The sequence below is a fragment of the Rhodococcus sp. ENV425 genome (genome assembly GCF_002887785.1).
Classification (GTDB): Bacteria; Actinomycetota; Actinomycetes; order Mycobacteriales; family Mycobacteriaceae; genus Rhodococcus; species Rhodococcus aetherivorans.
Genome location: NZ_PCZU01000070.1, coordinates 1 through 20814 on the forward strand (window position 1 = coordinate 1; position 20814 = coordinate 20814).

Annotated in this window: 20 protein-coding genes; 12 read left to right on the plus strand and 8 right to left on the minus strand. The window is 72.1% G+C overall.

Going from position 1 to position 20814, the window contains the following annotated elements; all coding sequences use genetic code 11:
- The 3 genes from CQZ88_RS05425 to CQZ88_RS05435 all read right to left on the minus strand — a co-directional run.
- Positions 1 to 857: hypothetical protein (locus CQZ88_RS05425; RefSeq protein ID WP_102799361.1), on the minus strand; the 857-nt coding region annotated here is incomplete at its 3' end.
- Positions 858 to 945: 88 nt separating this feature from the next.
- Positions 946 to 1473, minus strand: a complete 528-nt coding sequence (locus CQZ88_RS05430; protein ID WP_006938782.1) for a DUF1003 domain-containing protein — start codon at positions 1471 to 1473, stop codon at positions 946 to 948.
- Positions 1466 to 2740, minus strand: coding sequence for a magnesium transporter MgtE N-terminal domain-containing protein (locus CQZ88_RS05435; RefSeq protein WP_029542476.1), 1275 nt, complete (start codon positions 2738 to 2740; stop codon positions 1466 to 1468). The genes CQZ88_RS05430 and CQZ88_RS05435 overlap by 8 nt, the downstream gene beginning before the upstream one ends.
- A 58-nt stretch (positions 2741 to 2798) precedes the next feature.
- Between CQZ88_RS05435 and CQZ88_RS05440 the strand changes: the two genes are divergently transcribed.
- The 7 genes from CQZ88_RS05440 to CQZ88_RS05470 all read left to right on the plus strand — a co-directional run bounded on the left by CQZ88_RS05440 (position 2799) and on the right by CQZ88_RS05470 (position 9656).
- Positions 2799 to 3755, plus strand: a complete 957-nt coding sequence (locus tag CQZ88_RS05440) for a CoA ester lyase (protein ID WP_029542478.1) — start codon at positions 2799 to 2801, stop codon at positions 3753 to 3755.
- Between the two features lie 131 nt (positions 3756 to 3886).
- Entirely contained in the window at positions 3887 to 4375 is a 489-nt protein-coding gene (locus CQZ88_RS05445; RefSeq protein WP_102799366.1) for a general stress protein, read from the plus strand.
- A 136-nt stretch (positions 4376 to 4511) separates the two neighbouring features.
- A complete protein-coding gene (locus tag CQZ88_RS05450) occupies positions 4512 to 5846 on the plus strand; it encodes an ABC transporter substrate-binding protein (RefSeq protein WP_029542479.1) in 1335 nt (444 codons plus the stop codon).
- Positions 5843 to 6808 (plus strand): carbohydrate ABC transporter permease, encoded by a 966-nt coding sequence (locus CQZ88_RS05455; protein WP_006938769.1) that lies wholly within the window; start codon positions 5843 to 5845, stop codon positions 6806 to 6808. Before CQZ88_RS05450 ends, CQZ88_RS05455 begins: the two co-directional genes overlap by 4 nt.
- A 1-nt stretch (position 6809) precedes the next feature.
- Positions 6810 to 7646 carry a carbohydrate ABC transporter permease gene (locus tag CQZ88_RS05460; protein ID WP_006938767.1) on the plus strand — a complete coding sequence of 279 codons (837 nt, stop codon included), beginning with the start codon at positions 6810 to 6812 and terminating at the stop codon, positions 7644 to 7646.
- Between the two features lie 5 nt (positions 7647 to 7651).
- Positions 7652 to 8821: an ABC transporter ATP-binding protein gene (locus CQZ88_RS05465; protein ID WP_029542482.1), complete on the plus strand. Its 1170-nt coding sequence runs from the start codon at positions 7652 to 7654 to the stop codon at positions 8819 to 8821.
- 22 nt (positions 8822 to 8843) lie between these two features.
- Positions 8844 to 9656, plus strand: a complete 813-nt coding sequence (locus CQZ88_RS05470) for a hypothetical protein (protein ID WP_006938762.1) — start codon at positions 8844 to 8846, stop codon at positions 9654 to 9656.
- 10 nt (positions 9657 to 9666) lie between these two features.
- On the opposite strand, the gene CQZ88_RS05475 is transcribed toward CQZ88_RS05470, so the two are convergent.
- Positions 9667 to 11187 carry an MFS transporter gene (locus CQZ88_RS05475; protein ID WP_102799362.1) on the minus strand — a complete coding sequence of 507 codons (1521 nt, stop codon included), beginning with the start codon at positions 11185 to 11187 and terminating at the stop codon, positions 9667 to 9669.
- Between the two features lie 124 nt (positions 11188 to 11311).
- Here CQZ88_RS05475 and CQZ88_RS05480 point away from each other — a divergent pair, with 124 nt between their 5' ends.
- Entirely contained in the window at positions 11312 to 12418 is a 1107-nt protein-coding gene (locus tag CQZ88_RS05480) for a winged helix DNA-binding domain-containing protein (RefSeq protein WP_102799363.1), read from the plus strand.
- A 76-nt stretch (positions 12419 to 12494) separates the two neighbouring features.
- A complete protein-coding gene (locus CQZ88_RS05485) occupies positions 12495 to 13028 on the plus strand; it encodes a DUF1360 domain-containing protein (RefSeq protein WP_006938758.1) in 534 nt (177 codons plus the stop codon).
- Between the two features lie 156 nt (positions 13029 to 13184).
- Here the strand turns inward: CQZ88_RS05485 and CQZ88_RS05490 are convergent, their stop codons facing one another.
- On the minus strand, positions 13185 to 14888 hold the full coding sequence (locus CQZ88_RS05490; protein WP_102799364.1) for a RecQ family ATP-dependent DNA helicase: 1704 nt from the start codon (positions 14886 to 14888) through the stop codon (positions 13185 to 13187).
- 189 nt (positions 14889 to 15077) lie between these two features.
- A complete protein-coding gene (locus tag CQZ88_RS05495; RefSeq protein WP_006938754.1) occupies positions 15078 to 15923 on the minus strand; it encodes a ParB N-terminal domain-containing protein in 846 nt (281 codons plus the stop codon).
- 94 nt (positions 15924 to 16017) lie between these two features.
- On the opposite strand from CQZ88_RS05495, the gene CQZ88_RS05500 reads away from it, so the two are divergent.
- Complete coding sequence (locus CQZ88_RS05500) at positions 16018 to 16605, plus strand: suppressor of fused domain protein (RefSeq protein ID WP_006938753.1); 588 nt, start codon at positions 16018 to 16020, stop codon at positions 16603 to 16605.
- A 9-nt stretch (positions 16606 to 16614) separates the two neighbouring features.
- Here the strand turns inward: CQZ88_RS05500 and CQZ88_RS05505 are convergent, their stop codons facing one another.
- Both CQZ88_RS05505 and corA read right to left on the minus strand, forming a co-directional pair.
- Entirely contained in the window at positions 16615 to 18429 is a 1815-nt protein-coding gene (locus tag CQZ88_RS05505) for a hypothetical protein (RefSeq protein WP_102799365.1), read from the minus strand.
- Entirely contained in the window at positions 18420 to 19487 is a 1068-nt protein-coding gene (gene corA / locus CQZ88_RS05510; protein WP_029542492.1) for a magnesium/cobalt transporter CorA, read from the minus strand. Before corA ends, CQZ88_RS05505 begins: the two co-directional genes overlap by 10 nt.
- 123 nt (positions 19488 to 19610) lie before the next feature.
- Between corA and CQZ88_RS05515 the strand changes: the two genes are divergently transcribed.
- Both CQZ88_RS05515 and CQZ88_RS05520 read left to right on the plus strand, forming a co-directional pair.
- Positions 19611 to 20465, plus strand: coding sequence for a PHP domain-containing protein (locus CQZ88_RS05515; protein WP_072634741.1), 855 nt, complete (start codon positions 19611 to 19613; stop codon positions 20463 to 20465).
- Positions 20462 to 20814, plus strand: a 353-nt coding sequence (locus CQZ88_RS05520; protein WP_258008452.1) for a hypothetical protein, incomplete at its 3' end; no start/stop codon positions are given. The genes CQZ88_RS05515 and CQZ88_RS05520, both read left to right, overlap by 4 nt.

The window sequence follows — 20814 nt, forward strand, 5'->3', positions numbered from 1 at the left end:
CCCGGTGGGGGCGCACCGGTGGTACCGGCGACGGGAGCCGGGACGGTCTCGGCGACGTCGACGGTGTTCGGCAAGGCCGGAACGGCCGGCGTGGCCGACGGCATCGGGGGTGGCACGACGATCCCCGGCGAGACCGCGGCGCCCTTCTCGTAGGCGGCCGACCAGGCCTGCACGTTGGAGACGAACTCGGGCGACGGGTCGAACCGGGCCGCTGCCCGGGCGCGGGCGTCGGGCTCGGCGAGGCGAGCGTCGTCCGAGCACAGCCAGGTGCCGGCCGCCAGGGTGGCGTCGAAGACGTTCTGCGGGTCGGCGGCGCCATCCGCATTGCCGTCCGCCGAGAACTGCGACCACACCGCCGGGGGCAGCTGCATCGGCCCGAGCCTGCCGGTCCCGGGGGCCACGCGCGCGGTGGTGAGGGTGCCGAGCACGTCGGTGCGTCCCGAATCGGCGTGCTGCGAGGTGATCCGTCCGATCGCCGCGAGCAGATGCCACGGCAGCGCGCACCCGGGCTCGCTGATCGCTAGCTGCATCTCGGCCGCCCGGTACGCGTAGAGCACCAGTTCGGGGATCGCCAGGGGGCCCTCACCGGCCATCACGGGTGACGGCTGTCCGGGAGCGACCGTGACCGCGGGCGGTAGGTCCGCGGCGGGATCGGGAGCCGTGCTCGCGGCTCCGCGCACGGGCCGCGTCGTCGCCGGATCCGCCGGCAGTACCCCGATCCCGGTGCTGCCGTCCGCCGCCGTCACGACGACCGGCTCCGTGTTCTCCGTCGCGGCGACCGTCGCCGGCGACGACGCGACCGCCGCGAACCCCGCGCCGAGCACCACCGGCACCGCGATCAGACCCTGCCAGCGCACGCCATCACCCCACAGACCTACTCGTCGCGGACCGTTACCCCACCGACACCATCGACCGGCTGTGATGAACGTTACAGCGAGTCACGTCTCAGCGGCGGGGAGGGCGCGGTTTTCCGGCCGTCGTCGTTGCCGTGTCCTCCTCTTCCGGCTCGATCAGCAGTGCGCGCAGATCGTCGAGTTCGCGGCGCAGATAGTCGCGGGTGGCCACCTCGCCGACGGCCAGCCGCAGCGCCGCCAGCTCACGCGCGAGGAACTCGGTGTCCGCCTTGGTCTGGGCGGCGCGGGCCCGGTCCACCTCGAGGGAGACCCGGTCCCGGTTCTCCTGCCGGTTCTGGGCGAGCAGGATCAGCGGCGCGGCGTACGCGGCCTGCGTGGAGAACGCGAGGTTCAGCAGGATGAACGGGTACGGGTCCCACTGCAGCGCGACGGCGAAGACGTTGAGCAGGATCCACACGATCACCACGACGGTCTGGATGGCCAGATAGCGTCCGGTGCCGAGGAACCGGGCGATCGACTCGCTGACGCGCCCGACGGCCTCGACGTCGAAGTTGACCCGGAAGCGGCCGGTGCGGGGGGTGTCGAGGCGCTGCCGGGCCACGGCGGAACGGTCACTCATCGTCGGCCTCCTCCTCGCGCCAGTCCTCGGGCAGCAGGTGGTCGAGCACGTCGTCGACCGTCACGGCACCGAGCAGGTGCCCCTCGTCGTCCAGCACGGGCCCGCACACCAGGTTGTACGTCGCGAAGTACCGGGTGACCGCGGTGAGCGAGTCGTCCGGGTCCAGTCGCGGCAGGTCGTTGTCGACGATCCCGCCCACCAGGCCGGCCGGCGGCTCCCGGAGCAGCTGCTGCAGGTGCACGCAGCCCAGATACTTGCCCGTCGGGGTCGCGGTGGGCGGCCGCACCACGAACACCATCGACGCGAGCGCCGGCGTGAGGTCCGGGTCGCGGACCCGGGCCAGCGCCTCGGCCACCGTCGTCGCCGGGGTGAGCACCACCGGCTCGGGGGTCATCAGGCCGCCGGCGGTGTCGGGGGAGTGCTCGAGCAACCGCCGCACCGGCTCCGAATCCTCCGGATCCATCAGGCGGAGCAGCGACTCGGCCTCCGAGTCGGGCAGCTCACCGAGCAGATCCGCGGCGTCGTCGGGATCCATCGCCTCGAGCAGGTCCGCGGCGCGTTCCACCTCGAGGTGCATCAGCAGATCGGTCTGGTCGTCGGTGGGCAGCTCCTGCACGACGTCGGCGAGCCGCTCGTCGTCCAGCGCGACCGCCACCTCGTGCCGGCGCTTCTCCGGCAGCTCGCGGAGCGCGTTCGCGACGTCGGCGGCGCGCATGTCCTCGAACTGCAGCAGCAGCTGCGAGACGCCCTGGCCGGGCATCCCGAGGTTGGTGTAGGTCAGACCGTGCACGTGCTGCCAGTCCACGACGTGGATCGCGGACCTCCGGCCCAGCCGGCCGCGGTGCGCGCGCACGGCCACCCGCGAGACCAGCCAGTCCCGGGTGCGGGTCAGTTCGATGCCGAGGTCGACGACGACCACGTCCACGCCCGCGAGCTCGCCCAGCTCGGGATCGTCGACCCGGACCTTCGAATCGAGCACCTGCGCGAGCGCCAGCACCTCGGTCGGCCGCTGCGTGAACCGGCGCAGGCTCACGTTGCCGGTGTTCAGGGTGACGGCGCCCGGCTCGATCGCCGTCACCCGCAGCATCGGCACGAATATTCGCTTGCGCGTTGGCAGTTCGACGACCAGGCCGAGCACCCGGGGCTGCTGCCGGCCGATCCGGATGGTGAGCACGACATCGCGCACCCGGCCGATCGACTCGCCGTCGGGCCCGAGGACCACCAGACCGGCGAGCCTCGCCGCGAATACCTTGCTCACTGCTGCCATGATGGTCAGGCTAGAACGTGCGGTCGTCGATTTCGGAACACGGAGGTCTGCCCAGCCCATGTCGTTCGACTTCAGGCCCCGAAGGTCCGTGCTCGCCGTTCCCGGCAGCAGCCGCAAGATGATCGACAAGGCCAAGGGCCTCGCCGCCGACGAGGTGTTCCTCGACCTCGAGGACGCCGTCTCCCCGCTGGCGAAGGAGCAGGCCCGCACGACGATCGTCGAGGCCCTCAACGAGGACGGATGGGGCGAGCAGCTGAAGGTGGTGCGGGTCAACGACTGGACGACCGACGCCACCTACCTCGACGTCGCCACCGTGGTGGGCGGCGCCGGCGCGCACCTCGACGCGATCCTGCTGCCGAAGGTCCCCGACGCGAGCCACGTGCAGGCGCTCGATCTGCTGCTGACCCAGGTGGAGAAGGCCCACGGCCTCGAGGTGGGCCGCATCGGCATCGAACCGCAGATCGAGGACGCACTCGGGTTGACCAACATCAACGCCATCGCCACGGCGAGCCCGCGCGTCCGGACCCTGGTGTTCGGCCCGGCCGACTTCATGGCGAGCATCAACATGCGCACCCTCGTCGTCGGTGAGCAGCCCGACGGCTACGACCGCGGCGACGCCTACCACCACATCCTCATGACCATCCTCATGGCGGCCCGGGCCCACGGCCTGCAGGCGATCGACGGGCCGTACCTGCAGATCCGCGACGTCGAGGCGTTCCGGCGCTCGGCGCAGCGGACCGCTGCCCTCGGCTTCGACGGCAAGTGGGTGCTGCACCCCAGCCAGATCGACGCCGCGAACGAGGTCTTCAGCCCGCGGCAGGAGGACTACGACAAGGCCGAGATGATCCTCGACGCCTACGAGTGGCACACCTCCGCGGCCGGCGGCGCGCGCGGCGCCGCGATGCTCGGGGACGAGATGATCGACGAGGCCAGCCGCAAGATGGCGCTGGTGATCTCCGCGAAGGGCCGGGCGGCCGGGATGACCCGCACCACGAAGTTCGAGCCGCCGCAGTAGGCGGCTGCGCCGCCGGTGCGTCCTTCGGGCGGCGGAAACAACCCAAAGGACGCACCGGCGCCGAAGGCGCACACGGGCAGAATGGACAGGTGCGCCGGATCGGGGCGCGCAGTCACGAGAAGGAGCCGAAGATGACCAACCCCCTCGGACAGCCGGGACGCGCCACGCCGGGCCTGCCGACTCCGCCGAGCGGCTGGCCGGTCGGTTCGTACACCACCTACGCCGATGCGCAGCGGGCTGTCGACCACCTCTCGGACCAGTCCTTCCCGGTCGAGGACGTCACCATCGTGGGCGTCGACCTCATGCAGGTCGAGCGGGTCACCGGCCGGTTGACGTGGGCGAAGGTGATCGGGGGCGGCATCGCCTCCGGCGCCTGGCTCGGTCTGTTCTTCGGCCTGCTGCTCGGGATCTTCTCGACCGACTTCCTCGGCCCCCTGCTCGTCGGCATGGTCGGCGGCATCGTCTTCGGCCTGATCTCCACGACGATCCCGTACGCCGCGACGCGCGGCCAGCGTGACTTCTCGTCGACGATGCAGCTGGTGGCCGGCCGTTACGACGTGCTGTGCGCGCCGCGCAACGCCGAACGGGCCCGGGACCTGCTCGCCAAGCTCGCGTTGTAAACCGTTCGATCACAGTTCCGCTCCGGGCGGCAGTTGGGTCGCGCGCCGGCGCCCGGTGCGTTACGTTCGCACCAAGTGTGACGGAAGTCACCGTCGCGCTGGACGACGGGCGGAGGCTGCGGTGCGGAGACGGGCGGTGAGGGTCGGACTGGTGGGTGCCGCGGCGGTGCTCGCGCTGTCGTCGGTCGCGGCGTGCGGCAGCGAGTCCAGCGGGACGGTACTGAGTTTCTACACCGCCGCCGACGGTGCGGAGCAGTACGCCGCCGCGGCGGCGAACTGCACGGCCGCCGCCGGCGGCAGGTACACGATCGAGCAGCGCACCCTGCCGAAGGGCGCCGACGACCAGCGGCTGCAGCTCGCGCGGCGGCTCACCGGCGATGACGACACGCTGGACCTGATGACCCTCGACGTGGTATGGACGGCCGAGTTCGCCGAGGCGGGATGGGCGCTGCCGCTGCCGCCGGACGTCGCGGCCTCGGTGTCCGAGGGCACCCTCGCCGGGCCGCTGGCCTCGGCGACGTGGCAGGACACCCTGTACGCGGCTCCGCTGAACACGAACACCCAGTTGCTCTGGTACCGCAAGGACCTGATGCCCGGCGGCCGCCCGCCGCAGACGTGGGACGAGATGATCGACATCGCGAGCGGGCTCGCGGACGAGGGCCGGCCCAGCTGGATCGGGGTACAGGCCCGCCAGTACGAGGGCCTGATGGTGTGGTTCAACACCCTGCTCGCCAGCGCGGGCGGATCCGTCGTCGCCGAGGACGGCACCACCGTCACCGTGGCCGACGGTGACGCCGCCGTGACGGCCCTCGACATCATGAAGCGCGTGGCGACGGCGCCCGGTGCGGACCCGTCGCTGAACCAGTCCGACGAGGCCGCCGCCCGCCTGGGCATGGAGAGCGGCAAGGCCGCCTTCCAGGTGAACTGGCCGTTCGTCTACCCCGGCATCCTCGAGAACGCCGAGAAAGGCTTCCTGCCCTCCATCGACGACAACGGCAACGTGACCGCCGAGAACACCGGAAACACGGTGCTGACGGTGAACGGCGAGCAGAACTTCCTCCCCGCGCCGTACCCGGCGGTGATCGCCGGCACGCCCGCACGGGTCACCATCGGCGGGTTCAACATCGCTGTCGCCCGCACCAGCCGCAACCCCGACCTGGCGTTCGAGGCGATGCAGTGCCTGCGCAACGAGGAGAACCAGCGCAACAACGCCGTCGACGGCGGCGTTCCGCCCACTCTCGCCTCGCTCTACGACGACCCGGAGTTCCAGCAGGCGTATCCCGTGTGGCGGGAGGTGCGCGAGAGCCTCGAGAACGCGGCGGTGCGCCCGGTTTCGCCCGCCTACCAGAGCATTTCGACGCTCATCACCGCCACGCTCAACCCGGTCGACCGGATCGATCCGCCGCGCACGGTCGACGAACTCGCGGAACAGGTTCGCAAGGCGGTCAATTCGGAAGGGCTGATCCCGTGACCACCACGCCCGCAACCAGACCCGTCCCGCCGGCCGAGGGCGCCCGGACCGCACCGTCCCGGCGCGAGAAAGCCCTTCTCTCCGAAGGGAAGAAGGCCGAACGCCGGCTCGGGCTGTGGCTCGTCGCACCCGCGGCGCTGCTGATGCTCGCCGTCACGGCCTACCCGGTGGGGTACGCGGTCTGGCTGAGCCTGCAACGGTACGACCTGCGGTTCCCCGACGAACGCGAGTTCGTCGGACTGGCCAACTACGTCTCGGTCCTCACCGACGCGTTCTGGTGGCAGGCGTTCGCCGTGACCGCCGGGATCACCGTCGTGTCGGTGGCGATCGAGTTCGTCCTCGGCCTGACACTGGCGCTGATCATGCACCGCACCATCGTCGGCAAGGGCACCGTCCGCACCGTGGTGCTGATCCCGTACGGCATCGTCACCGTCGCCGCGGCCTACAGCTGGTACTACGCGTGGACGCCGGGCACCGGTTACCTCGCGAATCTCCTGCCCGAGGGCAGTGCCCCACTGACGCAGCAGCTTCCGTCGCTGGCGATCATCGTGCTCGCCGAGGTGTGGAAGACCACCCCGTTCATGGCGCTGCTGCTGCTCGCCGGGCTGGCCCTCGTTCCGGACGATCTGCTGCGCGCCGCCCAGGTCGACGGCGCCGGCGCATGGACGCGGCTGACCAGGATCATCGTGCCGCTGATGAAGCCGGCGATCCTGGTGGCCCTGCTGTTCCGCACCCTCGACGCCTTCCGCATCTTCGACAACATCTACGTCCTCACGCGCGGATCCAACGGCACGGGCTCGGTGTCGATCCTCGGATACGACAACCTGTTCAAGGCGTTCAACCTCGGGATCGGGTCGGCGATCAGCGTCCTGATCTTCCTGTGCGTGGCCATCATCGCGTTCGTGTTCATCAAGCTGTTCGGGGCGTCCGCACCGGGCTCCGATCCGGAAGGGAAACGGTGACATGACGACGACCGAGACCCCGCGCCGCAAGCTGAGCTGGTCGGTGGTGAACCTGCTCGTCCTGCTGTACGCGCTGATCCCCGTCGTGTGGATCGCCAGCCTGTCCTTCAAGCCGGCCGGCACCATCAAGGACGGCCGGTTCATTCCCCGGGAGTGGACACTCGACAACTACCGCGGGATCTTCCGCACCGACGCGTTCACCAGCGCACTGATCAATTCCATCGGTATCGGGCTGATCGCGACGGTGGTCGCGGTGGTCATCGGCACCATGGCGGCCTACGCCATCGCGCGGCTCGACTTCCCGGGCAAGAAGATCCTCGTCGGCGTGGCGCTGCTGATCGCGATGTTCCCGCAGATCTCCCTCGTCAGCCCGCTCTTCGACATCATCCGCAAACTCGGGCTGTTCGACACGTGGGCCGGCCTGATCATCCCGTACATCACCTTCTCCCTGCCCCTGGCGATCTACACGCTCTCGGCGTTCTTCAAGGAGATCCCGTGGGAGCTCGAGAAGGCCGCCAAGATGGACGGCGCCACGCCCGGGCAGGCGTTCCGGAAGGTGGTGGCGCCGCTGGCGGCGCCGGGCATCGTCACCGCCGCGATCCTGGTGTTCATCTTCTGCTGGAACGACCTGTTGTTCGCGATCTCGCTGACCTCCACCGAGCGGTCCATCACCGCGCCCGCGGCGATCGCCAACTTCACCGGGGCCTCGCAGTTCGAGGAGCCCACCGGCTCGATCGCGGCGGCCGCGGTGGTCATCACCATCCCGATCATCGTGTTCGTGCTGATCTTCCAACGTCGCATCGTGGCCGGCCTGACGTCCGGCGCAGTGAAGGGATGACCCAGATGGCTGAAATCGTGCTGGACAAGGTGACCAAGCTCTACCCCGACGGGGCGAAGGCGGTCAGCGACGTGGACGTGACGATCGCCGACGGGGAGTTCATCATCCTGGTCGGTCCCTCGGGCTGCGGGAAGTCGACGACGCTGAACATGATCGCCGGGCTCGAGGACATCTCCTCCGGCGAGTTGCGCATCGGCGGCGAGCGGGTCAACGAGAAGGCGCCCAAGGACCGGGACATCGCGATGGTGTTCCAGTCGTACGCGTTGTACCCGCACATGACGGTGCGGGAGAACATCGCCTTCCCGCTCACCCTCGCCAAGATGCCCAAGGACGAGATCGAGCGGAAGGTCACCGAGGCCGCCAAGATCCTCGACCTGACGGACCATCTCGACCGCAAACCGTCGAATCTGTCCGGCGGGCAGCGTCAGCGGGTGGCGATGGGCCGCGCGATCGTGCGCAACCCCAAGGCGTTCCTCATGGACGAGCCGCTGTCCAACCTCGATGCCAAGCTGCGGGTGCAGATGCGCACCGAGATTGCCCGCCTCCAGAAACGGCTGGGCACCACCACGGTGTACGTCACCCACGATCAGACCGAGGCGATGACCCTCGGCGACCGGGTGGTCGTCCTCCGCGGCGGGCTGGTGCAGCAGATCGGCGCGCCCCAGGAGCTCTACGACCGGCCGAGAAACCTGTTCGTGGCCGGATTCATCGGCTCTCCGTCGATGAACTTCCTGGCCGGCCAGCTCGAGTCGAACGGCGTGCGCACCGTGATCGGCGACTTCACCCTGCCGGCCGAGCGGTGGGCGGCCGTGCAGAAGCACAATCCGGGACGTGACGTCGTCGTCGGCGTCCGGCCCGAACACTTCGAGGACGCCGCGCTCCTGGACCCGGCCCAGCGTGAGCAGGGTACGACCTTCACCGTGGACGTCGACGTGCTCGAGTCGATGGGGTCGGACAAGTACGCGTACTTCACCGTCGAGTCCCCGGACCTGCATTCGAGCGACCTCGACGACCTGGCGGCCGACGTCGGCGTCGCCGACCTCGCCGGCGGGTCGATGGTCGCGCGGCTGCCCGCCGAGTCCGGCGTCGCGAAGGGCCGGCCCGTGCAGCTGTGGTTCGATCCGGCGAAGATCGCCCTCTTCGACCAGGCGACGGGGGAGAACATCACCCTCTGACCGAGCGGTGCATAGTAGGCCGGTGGACCTCGACGACATCGCCGACGAGCTGTACGGGCTCGATCCGGGCGAGTTCACCGCGGCCCGCAGCGAGCACGTCGCCCGCGCCCGTGAGGCCGGAGACCGCGAGCTCGCGGCGGCCGTCGGCCGGTTGCGCAAGCCGACCGTGTCGGCCTGGCTGGTGAACATGCTCGTCCGCGAGAAGTCCGAGGAGGTCACGGCCCTGCTCGGGCTCGGCGACGCCCTGCGCTCCGCGCAGCGCCAGCTCTCCGGGTCCGAGCTGCGGCGGCTGTCCACGCAGCGACGGCGGGTGATCGGTGCGCTCGAGAAGACCGCGGCCCGCCTCGCCGCCGAGCATGGCCGGCGGGCGTCGGAGGCGGCCCTGCGCGAGGTCGGCCAGACCCTGCACGCCGCCCTCGCCGACGCCGATCTGGCCGAGCAGGTGCGCGGGGGCCGGCTCGAGGCGCCCCTGGACTACAGCGGCTTCGGCCCGGTGGGGCTGTCGGTCGTCCCGCCCCCGCCGGCACGGACGGACACCGAGGCGGACGAGGCCGAGCGCACCCGGCGCGCCGCCGCCCTGGAGACCGCCGTCGCCGAGGCGGAGGCGGCGCGGAACACCGCCGACGAGGCGCAGTCGGTGGCGGCGCGGGCACGCGCGGCGGTCGAGGAACTCGACGGGCACGTCGCGCGGTTGCGCGAGGAGCTGAGCCGGGTGGAGCAGCGGCGCGAGTTCGCGCGACGCACCGCCCGGTCGGCCGACGAGGACGCCGCGAAGGCCGAGGACGCGGCGCGGCAGGCGGAGGAGGCGGTGCGCGCGCTGCGGGAGCAGGACTGACGTCGCCCGATCAGCCCCGACGCGCCGCGGCGGCCTCGGCCTGATCGTCCGCGACGACGGGCGTGGCGGCGAGACCGGACACCGATCCCCATTCGGCGGCGAGGGCCGTCGCCTCCACCTCGTCCTCCTCGCGGTCGCTGAGCGGACGCGTCGCCGGTTGCCCGCCGACGAGAACGAGCACCGCGGCGGCGGCCGCGGCCGCGGCGCCCAGCGCGAACGCCGCGACGAACGCGCTCTCGCGGACGACGCCGCCGGTGCCGGCGACGGTCAGCGTGGCCAGCAATGTCGTCACCACCGCGCTGCTGAGCGAGCTGCCCGCCGTGCGGGCGATGGAATTGATGCTGTTCGCGACCCCGGTCTGATCGGGGCGCACCTCGGCGACGAGGAGCGCCGGCAGCGCCGCATAGGCGAGACTGACGAAGGTGGTGACGAGGATGCCGGAGACGATCAGCTGCCAGCTCCGGTCGTGCACGACCGCCACCAGGGCGAAGCCGGCGATCCCGAGAACGCACGCTCCGATCAGCACCCAGCGGGCGTCGAACCGGTGGATGAGCCGGCCCGCCAGTGCCGCGGCGACCACACCGACGAGCGCGCCCGGGAGCATGTACACCGCGGTCGCCTCGAGCACGGTGGCGCCGAACCCGTATCCGGCGACGGCGGGCGGGGTCTGCACGAAGTATGCGGTGGCGAGGAAGCTGACGAACATGGCCATGCCGACGAGGAACGCGGCGCCGTGCACCACGAACACCGGCCGGTGGGTGAGCATCCGCGGCGGCACGAGCGGCTCGTCGACGTGCCGTTCGAAGAGGAACCACCCGGTGAGCACGGCCAGGCCGAGGGCGGCGCTCGCGACGGTGGGCGGCGCCGCCCACCCCCACGTTCCGCCCTCGGACAGGGCGAGCAGCACCAGCGCCAGGCCGACGGCGAGCAGGGCCGCGCCGAGCCAGTCGATCCGGCCTCCCTCGGCCCGCCGCCGCTTCGGCACGACGAGGAAGGCGCTCAGCAACGCGACGACGTTGAACGCCGCCACCAGCCAGAACACCCGGCGGTAGTCGCCGCCCGAGACCATCAGGCCGGTGAGCACCATGCCGATCGCACCACCCACGCCGAGCGTGCCCGAGAACAGGCCCATCGCGCCGATCAGCCGCTGCGGCGGCAGTTCGGCGCGCAGCACGGCGATGCCGACGGGGAACAACGCGAACGACACGCCCTGCAGTACCCGGCCGAGAAGCAGAAGCGCGAACGAGTCCGTGGCGGCGCACAGCAGCGAGCCGACGAGCACTACGGCGAGGACGGTGAGCAGAACCGGGCGTTTGCCGCGCAGGTCGGCCAGCCGGCCCAGCAGCGGCGTGGTGACGGCGGCGGCGAGCAGGTTCGCGGTCAGCACCCAGCCGGCGGCGGTCGTGCTCACGCCCAGTTGGTCGCGGATGGTACCGACGATCGGCACCACGGACGTCTGCATCACGGCGATCGTGGTGATGATGAAGCACAGCACGGGAACCAGCAGCCGCGCACCTCTCGGATCGGACATCGGCTCTCCTCGACGCTGCAACATGAAACTAAATTCAACTAAACATCTACCGGACGCTCGGTCTCGCCGTCCAGGCGCATGCAAAACCCGGGCCGCCGTCGGACCGCCGTGGCAGGGTGTCCCCGTGACGCCGCGCACCCTCACCGCCCGCGCGCTCGGCCGCGCCACCCTCGCCCGGCAGCACCTGCTGCGGCGCGGCGACCTGCCCGCGATCGACCTGGTCGAGCATCTGCTGGGCTTGCAGGCCCAGGCGCCGAGCCCGCCCTACTTCGCGCTGTGGGCGCGGTTGCGGCGGTTCCGGCCGACGGCGCTCGCCGACCTCCTCGAATCACGCGACGTGGTGCGCATCGTGCTCATGCGCGGCACGGTGTTCGCCGTCTCGGCGGCCGACGCGGTGGCCCTGCGGGACTGGATCCAGCCGCTGCTGGACCGGGACCTGACCACCAACACCCAGTATGCGGCCGGTCTGGCGGGGCTGGATCTGCGCGAACTCGCCGCCGTGGGCCGCGACCTGCTCCGCGACGGCCCGCGCAGCCTGCAGGAGCTGCGCCCGCTGTTCGCCGAGCGGTTCCCCGGCCGCGACCCGGCCGCGCTCGCCTACGGGCTGCGGAATCTGCTTCCGCTGGTGCAGGTGCCGCCGCGGGGGCTGTGGGGGCGCTCCGGGCAGCCGAGACTCACGCCGCTCGACGAGTGGATCGGTCGCGGCCCGGCACGGGCGGACCCGGCCGTCGTCCTCCGGCGATACCTCGCCGCGTTCGGGCCGGCGAGCGTGCGCGACGCGCAGACCTGGTCGGGGCTGACACGGCTCGGTGAGGTCTTCGAGCGGTTGCGTCCGTCGCTCGAGGTGTTCCGTGACGAGAACGGTGTCGAGGTGTTCGACCTGCCCGACGCCCCGCGACCCGAACCGGCGACGCCGGCGCCGGTGCGGATCCTTGCGCCCTACGACAACGTGCTGCTCTCGCACGCCGACCGGACCCGGATCGTCCCCGACGAGCACCGTCGCCGGATCATGACGCAGAACGGCATCGTGCGCTCGACCTTCCTCGTCGACGGGACCGTCGCCGGGGCCGCGAACCTCATCGTCACGAGGAATTCGGCCGTGCTCGAGGTGACCCCCTGGCAGCGACTGACAGCCACCCGGCGCGCGGCGGTCGAGAAGGAAGGTCTGCGGCTGACGAGATTCGCTGCCGCGACCGCCGAAGTGCACGAGGTGCGGTTCGTCGAACAGTAGGCGCGCGGCGGCAGGCGTGGCCCGCCCGCGGACGGGGTATCCGGCGGGCGGACCGAACTACCCGCAGGAGCAGCAGATGAGCAATCAGACCGACACGTCCCTCGACCTCGCGGAGACCGCCCGCAGGCACGCCCGCGAATACACGGCGGGTGAGGACCTCCCGATGCGGGGGTACGCGACGGTCCTTGCCGGGTACAGCACGCTCGTCACCGTCGCCGTGATCGGCGCGCTGGTGACCGGCCGGCGGCTGCCCGACCGGTTGAGCGGCGAGGACCTGATCGTGCTCGCCCTGGGCACGCACAAGCTGTCGCGGACGGTCACGAAGGACGCGGTGACCAGCCCCCTGCGGGCGCCCTTCACCCGGTACACGGGACGGGGCGGCCCCGCCGAGGTGACGGAGGAGGTGCGCGGAACGAACACCCTGCGGCACAGCCTCGGGGAGCTGCTCACCTGCCCGTTCTGCTTCGACGTGTGGGTGGCGACCTTCTTCACGATCGGGATGGTCTTCGCGCCGCGCCCGACGCGGCTCGTCGCCGGGCTGTTCGCGGCCCTGGCCGGCGCGGATTTCCTGCAGTTCGCCTACGCGAAGGCGCAGCAGAGCGTCGGGTGAGCGCCGCGGCCCGTCGCCCCCCTGTGCCGTCTCGGGCAGGACGGGCCGTGCAGGATCCACGCGCCGGTTCGGAATCCGCCCGTGCTGCGGCGTGGGCGGATTCCGAAGTCGCGGGCGGATCCACCGGGCGCATCCGCCCGGCCCGCCTGGGGGACGTCAGGCGATGTCGGGCTCCGGCTCGGGCTCCGAGTTCTCGGGGCGCAGCAGGTCGTGCTCCTCGACCGCCTCGAGCGAGAGGGTGAGGTAGCCGTATCCGTCGAACAGCACGGTGATCCGGTCCGTCTCCGCGCTCATCACCTCGCCGGCGCCCCACTGCGCGTGCACGACCCGGGTGTGTAGCGGAATCGATTCGTGACGAACATGATTCGCCGGCTCGGGCCGGCTCTCGGGGATCCCCTCGCGGCAGCAGTCGCAGTGGCCGCACGGTTCGAGCAGCGACTCGCCGAAGTACCCGAGCAGGAACTGCCTTCGGCAGCCGCGGGTTTCGGCGTAGCCGCGCATCATCTCCACGCGGGAGCGGTCCATCCGTTCGCCCACCGCTGCCACCTCCGCCGCGCGCCGGACGGCGATCTCCACCTCGACGGTGCGTGCGGTGAACCCCTTGCGTCCCGAGGAGACCACCCCGGCCCGTTCGAGCAGGTTGACCGCGTTGGTCAGGGTCCGGCCGCGGGTATCCAGTTCGGCGCGTAGGTCTTTCAGTCGCGTCGGGGCTTTCGCGCGCCGCAGTGCGGTGAACGCCCGGCCGAGCAGTTCCTCGTCCGGGCGGTGGGTCGTGAAGAACTTCGCGAGCGAGAGGTCCTCGGGCCGGTAGAACAGCAGCGCCTTCGCCTCGAGCCCGTCGCGCCCGGCCCGGCCGATCTGCTGGTAGTAGCTGTCCACGGAATCCGGCGCGGAGGCGTGCGCGACGAACCGCACGTCGGGCTTGTCGATGCCCATGCCGAACGCGGAGGTCGCCGCCACCACCTCGTACTCGCCGTCGAGGAACCCGTGGTGTACCCGCTCGCGCGTGGCCGACGCCAGGCCGGCGTGGTACGCGGCCGCTCGCAGTCCCCGTTCGGCCAGTTCGGCCGCATAGAACTCGGCGTCCTTGCGCGTCGCGGTGTACAGCAGCCCGGGCGTCTCGAGTCCGGCGACCGTCTCGATCACCGCCCGGCGTTTCTCGGCGTCGGTCGTGTACCGCTCGACGGCCAGATCGATGTTGGGCCGATCGAATCCGCTGGCGATCACCACCGGGTCGCGCAGGCGCAGCTCCTCGACGATCTCCTGCCGCACCGGCGGCGACGCGGTGGCCGTAAGCGCCACCACCGGGGGCCGGCCGAGCCGGTCGAGCGCGTCGGCCAGGCGCAGGTAGTCGGGCCGGAAGTCGTGGCCCCACGCGGACACACAGTGCGCCTCGTCGACCACCACGAGGGAGACGTGCGCGTCGGCGAGACGGGCCACCACCTCGTCGTTGGCGAGCTGCTCCGGCGCCAGGAAGACGTACTCCACGGTGCGCTCCCGGATCGTCTCCCACGCGGCCGCGGTCGCCGAGGCCCGCTGCCGGGAATTGATCGCGACCGCGTCCGGCGCCGAGGTGGCGTCGAGACCTGCGATCTGATCGTTCTGCAGCGCGATGAGCGGGGAGATCACCAGGGTCGTGCCCTCGATCAGCAACGCCGGCACCTGGTAGATCGCCGACTTGCCCGATCCGGTGGCCATCACCGCGAGCACGTCCCGGCCCCGCACCAGCGGTTCCATCGCGTCGAGCTGGCCGGGACGCAGTTCCTCCCAGCCGAACACGCGGCGCGCGGCCGCCCGTAGCTCGGCCCGGATGTCACGCGGTCCGGTCGTGTCGGCTGCGTCCTGCACGGTCGCCGTCAAGCGTGTCCTCCTGTCGTGGGCCCGGTCCTCCCGACCAGGGTACGGAGCGCATGGAGTCCCCAACCCCAGCGCGGACCGGCGCCGGCACGCTTCTCGACCGGCCCGAGGCACCCGGGCGTTCGGTGGGCGCCCTCGGTGGCTGACCGGGGATACCTCCGGCGCCCCGGGATCAAACCGGTGGGCGTGCGCTCACCGCGGGGCCCGCCGCCGCAGCCGCTCGATGATCTCCTCGTTCCACACGTGCCGCCGCACCAGCCGGTACCGTTCGCCGGCCAGCCACAGATACGCCTCGGCGTCGGTGCGGGTGCGCAGCATCCCCGCCGCCCGCACCATGTCGACCACCGGTACGAACTCCTCGTCGAACCACCGCTGCGCCACCACGTCGCGGGTGAGGAACTCGCCGCGCTCCTGCATGAGCCGGAAGCCCCACGCCTCGATGCACTCGGCCAGTTCCGCGTAGTCCCACGGGTCCCGGACGGTCACCGCATCACGCCGGCTGCCGGTGAGCGGCACCCGGCTGAGGAACATCCGGTAATGGTCCTTGCGCATCAGGTCCGAGTGCTGGGTCACGCCCTCCGGCGAGATCCGGGTGACGATCTCGGTCACGTAGGCGTCGATGGTCGCGTCACCGCGGGCGTAGGCGATGGAGACGCGGTGGTGCCCGTCCACCACGAAATGCATCGTCCCGATGCGGTACACCGTGATCGGCGGCACCGCCTCGCCCCGGCGGCGGGCCGTGGCCAGCTTCTCCCACCGCTGGCGCAGCCGCGCCGACGTGGGCCGGAACCGCCGGTCGAAGTCCTCGGTGCGGTCCACGCTGCCGACGATCGAGGCCACGTCGATGCTCTGCAGGCCCAGGCGCCGTTCCCCGACCCGGCCCAGGGCCCGCACCACGGCGTCGAACGGCAGCACGGCGTTGACGTCCTCGGGTTCGCGGCGCAGCCACGCGATCAGCCGCGCGTACTCGGCGCGCCGCCGCTGCCGGGAGAAGTCGTCGCCGGCGTCGGCGCCGGGGAAGCCGGTGTCTCGCACCATTACACGACGGTACCGGCGGACGGGGCCCCGGTCGGCCGGATCGGCGCAGGCCGCACCGGCGGCGCGGGACCCGCCTCGGGTCTACATTGCAGGGGTGATCGACGCCGTGCTGCCCGCCGTCCGTGCCCATCTCAGCGCCCGCCTCGGGGGCGGCGAGCCGGAGACGGCGTCCGTGACGTTCCTCGGCCTCGAACCCATCGAGGTGCTGCGCTTCCGCGTGGAACAGCCGGACCTGGTGCGGTTCGCGACCCTGGGGTGTTCGCGGCACCCGATGGGCGACCCCACCGCGACGGTCGCCGACCCGACCCGCGGGCCGCGCGCCGAGCTGATCCTCAGCGTGCGCGGCCTCAGCGGCAGTCTCCCGGGACTGGTCCGCACGCTCGCGACGCTCGCCGCCCTGCCCGCGGTGGAGGGCGTCGTCCTCACCGACGACGCCCTGCTCGACCTGGGGGAGCCGCTGTGGCAGGGCGCCACCTTCACCGCGGTGATGCTCGAGCCGAGCGACGTCCCCGACCTGGTGCTGCCCGAGCCCGCCGACCCGGTGCGGTTCTTCGAGGTGATACCGCTGACCGGCACCGAGGCCGCGTGGAAGCGGTTGCGCGGCGGCGCTGCGCTGCGCGAGGCGTGGTCGGAGGCCGGCATCGACGTGCGGGACCCGAACCGCGCCCCGGCCCGCATGTGAATCGCGCCGTCAGCGGGGCACGACGACCCCGATCGGGCCACCGGCGAGGCAGACGTCGAGCCCGGCCGACGCGGAGCGGGCCTGCAGCCCGGTGCCCGCGCCCGGGACCCGCGCGTACACCGTGCCCAGTCCCGCGGTGACCGGCACCCGCACCCGCGGCGCGGCGGGGAAGCCCACCTCGATCTCGCCGTCCGCGGAGGCACGGTAGTTCAGCTGCACCGTCCATTCCCCGCCCACCAGCGCGGTGTCGGCGGGGAGCACGGTCGTCGTCGACGCGGTGAGCAGATGCCCGCAGTCGGGCACCGGCCCGGGCAGCACGTGCCGCACCGGGACGAGACCCGCCGGCACCAGCCGTCCGCCGTCGTCGAGCACCTGCAGTTCGGGGGTGACGGCGCCGATCTCGGCGCGTCCCGGCAGCGGCGAGAACACGCGGCTGAGCAGATTGTGGGGGTGGGTGACCGGCAGGAGCACCCACACCGAGACGGGATGATCGAGGATCGGCACGTCCGGCCGCGCGGTGAGCGCGGACTTCGCGGCGGCCAGGTACGCGCCGGTGGGGTTGTCGGCCCAGGTGCGGGCGAACGTCGCCGTCGACCACAGGCTGCTCGCCGCGAAGGTGACCGCGCACCCGGCCGCGACGAGCCGTCGTGCCGGTTGTGCGGGGGGCGCGTCGCCGCGCGACGGAGCGTGCAGGATCAGCGCCGCGGCGATCGCGACGACGACGGCCGTGTCGGTGTGGTAGCGCAGGGTCTGCGCCAGTTCGTACGTCGTGTCCGGACCGAAGCGGGTGCTGATCATCGCGGCCGTCGAGGCTGCCACGTAGACGGCCGTCGCGGCCCACACCCAGCCCGTGCGCCGGTTCCGCCGCAGCGACCACACCAGGACGGCGAGCACCGCCGCCCAGGCCGCCACGACCAGCCCGGCCGGCGGATCCGCCCACGGCGGGCCCGGATTCCAGCGGTCCCATCGCCACGGCCCGCCCAGCAGGGTCGGCAGCACCCCGAACGAGACGCCGTGGTGCGTCAGCCCGCGCACCATGTCGGCCGTGGGCGCCCCGAACCGGGACTCCACCAGGGACAGGTAGGCGGCCGCCCACCCGGCGAGGGCGAGCGCCGAGCCCAGCCACAGCGGCGCCCCGCGTACCGCCGCGGTGCGCACCGGCCGGCGGCGGCCGTCCAGCCGGTACATCAGGGCGACGGTCGCGAAGGCCACCGCCGGCACCAGCACCGACTTCTCGAAGAACAGCAGCGCGACGACGGTGACCGCCGTCCCGCTCAGCGCGTAGCGGATCCGGCCGGTGCGCACCAGCCGGATCGCGTCGCCGGCCACCCACGCCAGGGCCGCCTGCAGCGGCAGCGAATTCAGCCCCGCCGCCCACCACGCGAACGACGGCAGCGTCAGAGGGGTGAACAGGTAGAACAGCAGCGGGCCGAGCAGCGCCGGCCGCGGCCCCAGCAGCAACCACAGCACGCGCAGCACGGCCAGCGACGCCAGCGCCTGGCCGGCCACCAGCGTCGCCGCTGCGGGCCACCACTGCAGCGGCGCGAGGGCCGTGACGACGCCGGCCACCAGGAACCCACCCGGCATGAGATGGCCGTCGTGGTCGTAGCCGAGGAGTTCGAACGACAACAGCGGGTGCATGCCCGAGCGTCCGACCAGAATCAGGTCGTCCCAGTAGAACTCCCCGCGGAAGGCGAGCAGCGAGCGCACCGTCAGCTGCAGGGCGATCAGGACGAGTGCCGCCGCGAGCACCGCCGGGCCGGGTGTGCGCCCGTCGGGGGAGACCGGCGCGAGGCGCTCCCGGGCCGCGGTGATCAGAGCCATTTGTTGCGGCGGAACGTGACGAACAGGCCGACGGTGATCGCGACGATGGCCCCGATGACCACGAAGTATCCGTGCTCCCAGTGCAGTTCGGGCATGTTGTCGAAGTTCATCCCGTAGATCCCGGCGATCATCGTGGGTACGGCCGCGATCGCCACCCATGCCGAGATCCGGCGCATGTCGGTGTTCTGCTGCACCGTCACCTTCGCGATCGCGGCATCGACGAGAGTGCTCAGCGTCTCGTCGTAATCCGCGATGCGCTCGGCCACCTTGGTGTGATGGTCGGCCACGTCCCGGAAGTAGCGCCGGACCTCCTTGGGCACCGGATTGCCCGCGCCGCGGGTCAGCTGGCGGAGCGGCGTCGCGAGGGGGAGCACCGCCCGCCGCAACTCCACGATCTCCCGCTTGAGCAGATAGATCTGTTCCACCGCGATGCGGGTGTCGGGCGTGAACACCAGTTCCTCGAGGTCGTCGATGTCCGGCTGCACGGCGTCGACCACGGCGAGGTACGTGTCCACGACGTGGTCGGCGACGGCGTGCAGCACCGACGACGGCCCCAGCGCCAGCCGCTCCGGGGCCGCCTCGAGCCGATGCCGCACGTCCGCCAGCGCCGAGTGGTCGCCGTGGCGGACGCTCACGACGAAGTCCCGGCCGCAGAAGAGCATGATCTCGCCGGTCTCGACGATCTCCTTGGTCGTGGTCACCGACTCGTGCTCGACGTAGTTCACGGTCCGCAGCACCAGGAACGTCACGTCGTCGTAGCGCTCGAGCTTGGGCCGCTGATGCGCGTGCACCGCGTCCTCGACCGTCAGCTCGTGCAGGCCGAACGTGCGGCCCACGCTCGTCATCTGCTGTTCGTCGGGCTCGTGCAGGCCGAGCCACACGAAGCCGGCGCCGCGCCGGCGCACCTCCGCGAGCGCCGCGCCGTGGGCGTAACGGCCCGGCAGTCGCATGCCGTCGACGTAGACGGCGCAGTCCACGACGGCCCGCTCGGCGGGGATCCGCAGGGCGGGCGCCGCGGCGCCGGTCCGTCGCGACGAGTGCGAGGGCAGGTTCGGCATCGGTTCCCTTCCGCGCGGCACGCTCCGGCCCGCACCGGGCGGGTCCGGGCCGTCACAGCGTCATGCTAACCCGCCCCGGGCCGTCCGCCGGGGCTGCGCGACGGCACCTGACACACTGGTGGGGTGCGTATCGACCTGCATGCCCACTCGCTCGCCTCCGACGGGACCGACACCCCGGCGGGGCTCGTCCGCGCCGCCGCCGAGGCCGGGCTCGACGTCGTCGCCCTGACCGACCACGACACCACCGCCGGCTGGGACGCTGCGGCCGACGCCCTGCCCGGGGGACTGCGGCTGATCCGCGGCATGGAGATGTCGTGCACCGGGCGCGGCGAGGACGGCCGGCCCGTGGCGGTGCACCTGCTCGCGTACCTGTTCGACCCGCGGGACGAGGCGTTCGCGGTCGAGCGGGAGCGCCTGCGGGCGGAGCGGGTGGCCCGCATCCGGGCGATGGCCGAGCGGATGGCCGACGACGGGCTGCCCGTCGACCCCGAACGGATCGTCACCGCTGCCGGCCCGGTGGCCGGCCGACCCCACCTGGCGCGTGCGCTGGTGGAGGCGGGTGTCGTCCCGAGCATCGACGCCGCCTTCGCAGACCTGCTCTCGTCGCGGGGCCGCTACTACGTCACCAAGGCGGACACGCCGCTGTCGGACGCCGTGCGCATGGTCGCCGCGGCCGGCGGCGTCACCGTCGTGGCGCATGCCCGTGCCCGCTCGCGCGGGCGGCTGCTTGCGCTCGACCACATCGAGGAGCTCGCCGAGCTGGGCCTCGGGGGCCTCGAGGCGGACCATCCGGACCACGATCCGGACGACGCGCGGCTCATGCGGGACATGGCGGCGAAGCTCGACCTGTTCGTGACCGGGTCGTCCGACTACCACGGCGGCAACAAGAAAGTCTCCCTCGGCCGGTACACGACGGACCCCGAGGCGCTCGAGGCCCTGACGGCCCGTGCCACCGGGATCGAGGTGCTTGCGGGATGACCACCTGGGGCCGCCCTGCGCGACGTCACGACCGCGCCGACGGGTACGACGACTACTTCGCCGACGACTCCGGCCGCGACCCCTACGGCGCCCCCACGGCGGCGCCGTCCCGCCCGGGTCGCGGGGCGCCGCGGCGGGACGGGCTCGTCGTGCGGGGACTGCGGGCGCTGTCCGGCGTGGTGTGCGGCGCGGTGATCGTCCTGACGGTGGTGGTCTGGGCGGCGCAGTACCTGGGCGACAAGCGGGATTTCCCGGGACCGGGCTCGGCGTCGCTGTCCGCGCACGTCGTCGCGGTGGTCGTCGTGTCGGCCGCGCAGGTGTTCGCGGACCGCCGGCGCGGGCTCGCCGC

Excerpts from the sequence above, each read along its gene's own strand:
- CQZ88_RS05430 (WP_006938782.1), bottom strand. The coding sequence starts at position 1,473 with ATGAGTGACCGTTCCGCCGTGGCCCGGCAGCGCCTCGACACCCCCCGC.
- CQZ88_RS05435 (WP_029542476.1), bottom strand. The coding sequence starts at position 2,740 with ATGGCAGCAGTGAGCAAGGTATTCGCGGCGAGGCTCGCCGGTCTGGTG.
- CQZ88_RS05440 (WP_029542478.1), top strand. The coding sequence starts at position 2,799 with ATGTCGTTCGACTTCAGGCCCCGAAGGTCCGTGCTCGCCGTTCCCGGC.
- CQZ88_RS05445 (WP_102799366.1), top strand. The coding sequence starts at position 3,887 with ATGACCAACCCCCTCGGACAGCCGGGACGCGCCACGCCGGGCCTGCCG.
- CQZ88_RS05460 (WP_006938767.1), top strand. The coding sequence starts at position 6,810 with ATGACGACGACCGAGACCCCGCGCCGCAAGCTGAGCTGGTCGGTGGTG.
- CQZ88_RS05465 (WP_029542482.1), top strand. The coding sequence starts at position 7,652 with ATGGCTGAAATCGTGCTGGACAAGGTGACCAAGCTCTACCCCGACGGG.
- CQZ88_RS05475 (WP_102799362.1), bottom strand. The coding sequence starts at position 11,187 with ATGTCCGATCCGAGAGGTGCGCGGCTGCTGGTTCCCGTGCTGTGCTTC.
- CQZ88_RS05485 (WP_006938758.1), top strand. The coding sequence starts at position 12,495 with ATGAGCAATCAGACCGACACGTCCCTCGACCTCGCGGAGACCGCCCGC.
- CQZ88_RS05495 (WP_006938754.1), bottom strand. The coding sequence starts at position 15,923 with ATGGTGCGAGACACCGGCTTCCCCGGCGCCGACGCCGGCGACGACTTC.
- CQZ88_RS05505 (WP_102799365.1), bottom strand. The coding sequence starts at position 18,429 with ATGGCTCTGATCACCGCGGCCCGGGAGCGCCTCGCGCCGGTCTCCCCC.
- corA (WP_029542492.1), bottom strand. The coding sequence starts at position 19,487 with ATGCCGAACCTGCCCTCGCACTCGTCGCGACGGACCGGCGCCGCGGCG.